Below are 2,844 nucleotides of genomic sequence, written 5' to 3' on the forward strand. Positions count from 1 at the left end.
CAAGAGGCTGACCCATCACGACGCCGGCACAAGCCCGGCCGCGGTACCAGACGCCGTGACCACGATCGCCGCCAACAACCCGCACCTGCACTACAGGTTCCGGTGATGTACGAGCCGCCGGGCGAGGCGAGGAAGCACACAAGGCCGGACACTTCTTCGGGGCGGCCGAGCCGGCCGAGCGGCACGGCCTGCTCCCAGCGACGGCGATCCGCCTCGTCGTACGCGGCCTGAAGCCCTTCGGTGGCGACGGTTCCGGGGGCGACGCAGACGATGCGGATGCCGTAGCGGCTCCACTCCAGCGACAGTCCAGCGGCGAGGTTCTCCAGCGCGGCGCGGGCGGCGGTGGCGTGCACCATGCCGGGAATGCCGCGGCGCGGGGAGAACGCCATGAAGAAGACGACTCCGGAGCGGTTGGGGATCATGGAGCGGACGGCGACCTCGCGTGTCATCGCCCAGCCGGCGTCCACGGCCAGGTCGTGCACGGCGCGCCAGCCCTTGGGGGTGATCTCCTCGGCGGGGGCGGTGAACTGGCCGCCCGCGTTGTTGACGAGCACGTCGATGCGGCCGAAGGCCTTAAGTGCCGTGTCGACGACACGCTCGACCCCGCCCTCGGCACGGATGTCGGCGGGCACGGCCAGGCAGGTGCCGCCGGCGGCCTCGATCTCGGCAGCCACCTTCTCAAGGGGTTCGGGCCTGCGGCCGCACACCACGACGCGGGCCCCCAAGGAGGCGAAGTCGATGGCCACGGCCCGGCCGATGCCGGTGCCTCCGCCCGTGACGAGCACGACCTTGTTGTCGTGTACGTCCGGGCGCAGCGGTGTCGATCCCGCAGCGCTCTCTTTCCGTGCCCACAGCGGGGCCCACAGCGGGTTGACGACCCAGATCGCAATCAACTGACTGATCCGTTGGTCGGTAAGTCGGCATCACTGTGAGCCCGCCCTTCGCAGGGTGTCAATAGGTTGTACTAGCTGGACTTTTGCGAATCCTGGCCGAGGTGTGGGTCACCCTGCCGCGACCGGCTGTATTGCGATTTTGGCAACGCAGGCGCTACGGTTCGGCAGCATGGACGAGACAGCCGAGCGCGTGCGCCGGATCATCGACGCGGTCGCAAAGACGCACCGCGACTTCGCGGCCCGGATCGACCTCGAACCGACCAAACTGTCCAAGTCCCTCAAAGGGCACCGCCGCTTCACACCCGGCGAGCTGGCGGCCGTCGCCGCGGCCGCAGGGGTCAGCGTCGACTGGCTGGTGCACGGGGTCGGCCCCGGCCCCGCCGAACAGGGAGCCGGCCCGCTCGGGACAACGCCCGGCGACCCCGACCGAACGGACGCGCGCCGTACCGAGTTCCTCGAGGCCGCCTGGCGGCTGATCTCGCAACACGGCTACCACGCCGTACGGATCGCCGACATCGCCCGCGCCTGCGGCACCAGCAGCGGCGCCGTACACTACTACTTCCCAACCAAGCAGGACGTCCTCAACGCCGCTCTGCTGCACTGCGTCGAGAGCGCCTTCGAGCGCCAGAGCGGCGAGCTGAGAAGCGTGGACAGCGCACACGCACGGCTGCTGCGGCTGATCGACATGCAGCTTCCGGCCGGCGGCCGGGTCCGGGACGAGTGGCTGGTCTGGCTGCAGTTCTGGGCCGAGACCGCCCTGCGCCCCGAACTGCGCTCCATCCACAACGACTTCTACGCCCGCTGGCGCGAGGCCGTGGTCCGCATCGTGCGCCGGGGCCAGCACCAGGGGCAGTTCCGGGCCGACACCGACGCCGAACAGCTCGCGCTCGGCCTCACCGCGCTCACCGACGGCCTGGCCATCCAGGTACTGACCGGAGCGCCCGGAGTGACGCCCGAGCGGATGCGGAGCGTCCTGCTGGACTTCATCGAACGCGAGCTCCTCGCGCCCAAGAACGCGCCCACGAGCGAGGTGGAACATGCCGGTGCCTGATCCCAACGAGCCGGAGGGAAGCGGGATGGACCAGCTGGAGGAGCAGGTCCGCGCCAACCTCGCCGCCTTCCCGCGGCGTACCGCGGCGGCACCGCCCAACGCCCGTCGCGCGGGCGTGTGCCTCACCCTCCACCCGCACCGCGGCGAACCCCATCTGCTGCTGATCAAACGGGTCGCCCGCGGCCGCAACGCGGGCCAGTGGGCGCTGCCCGGCGGCCGGCTCGACGGCACCGAGACCCCGCAGCAGGCGGCGCTGCGCGAGCTCGCCGAAGAGACCGGCATCTGCGCCGGCCCGGCCGAAGTGGCCGGACAGCTAGACGACTTCGTCACCGACTCGGGGTTCGTCATCACACCCGTAGTGGTGCTGGTGCGGCTTCCGCTACGACTGGAACGCAACCCTGACGAGGTGCACTCCCTGCACCCGATCCCGCTGCGCCGGCTCACGGATCCGGACGTTCCGCGCTGGCGGACGGATCCGCGGGGCCGGCCGCTGCTGCAGATGCCGCTGCGGCGGGGCATGGTGATCCACGCCCCGACCGGCGCCCTGCTATGGCAGTTCCGCGAGGTCGCCCTGCTCGGACGCGCCACCCGGGTCGCCGACCTGACCCAGCCGGACTTCACCCGCACCTGAGCACGACGACGCAGAGCAGGCCACGTACCAGGCCGGTCGTGTAGTCGTGGTCGATGGCGTAGGCGGGAGCGTCACAGGTGGCGCAGTTGCCGTCCTGCAGGTCATGGAGTCGCCACCATGCGTACCAGCGCGGGAACCTTGGGGTCGGGCCATTGTTCGGGCCGGGCCTCAGACCGGCAGCCTCGCTCATTGTGCAGTCCGGCAGGTTTCGCGACCTTGTGATGGGCGACGGCCTCCACCTCCAGCGCTTCAGCAAATCCTCAACGACT

4 protein-coding genes are annotated in these 2,844 nt (G+C 70.5%); 2 read left to right on the forward strand and 2 right to left on the reverse strand.

Going from position 1 to position 2,844, the window contains the following annotated elements:
• Positions 1–893: SDR family oxidoreductase (locus ACFYOH_RS44605; protein WP_388638048.1), on the reverse strand; the 893-nt coding region annotated here is incomplete at its 3' end.
• Between the two features lie 169 nt (positions 894–1,062).
• On the opposite strand from ACFYOH_RS44605, the gene ACFYOH_RS44610 reads away from it, so the two are divergent.
• Both ACFYOH_RS44610 and ACFYOH_RS44615 read left to right on the forward strand, forming a co-directional pair.
• Complete coding sequence (locus ACFYOH_RS44610; protein ID WP_388638051.1) at positions 1,063–1,944, forward strand: TetR family transcriptional regulator C-terminal domain-containing protein; 882 nt, start codon at positions 1,063–1,065, stop codon at positions 1,942–1,944.
• Positions 1,937–2,575 (forward strand): NUDIX hydrolase, encoded by a 639-nt coding sequence (locus ACFYOH_RS44615; protein WP_388638054.1) that lies wholly within the window; start codon positions 1,937–1,939, stop codon positions 2,573–2,575. Before ACFYOH_RS44610 ends, ACFYOH_RS44615 begins: the two co-directional genes overlap by 8 nt.
• On the opposite strand, the gene ACFYOH_RS44620 is transcribed toward ACFYOH_RS44615, so the two are convergent.
• Entirely contained in the window at positions 2,562–2,765 is a 204-nt protein-coding gene (locus tag ACFYOH_RS44620) for an endonuclease domain-containing protein (protein ID WP_388638057.1), read from the reverse strand. The two genes, ACFYOH_RS44615 and ACFYOH_RS44620, sit on opposite strands and share 14 nt — an antisense overlap.
• Positions 2,766–2,844 lie beyond the last annotated feature (79 nt).

This window comes from Streptomyces sp. NPDC007856, assembly GCF_042868225.1.
GTDB lineage: Bacteria > Actinomycetota > Actinomycetes > Streptomycetales > Streptomycetaceae > Streptomyces.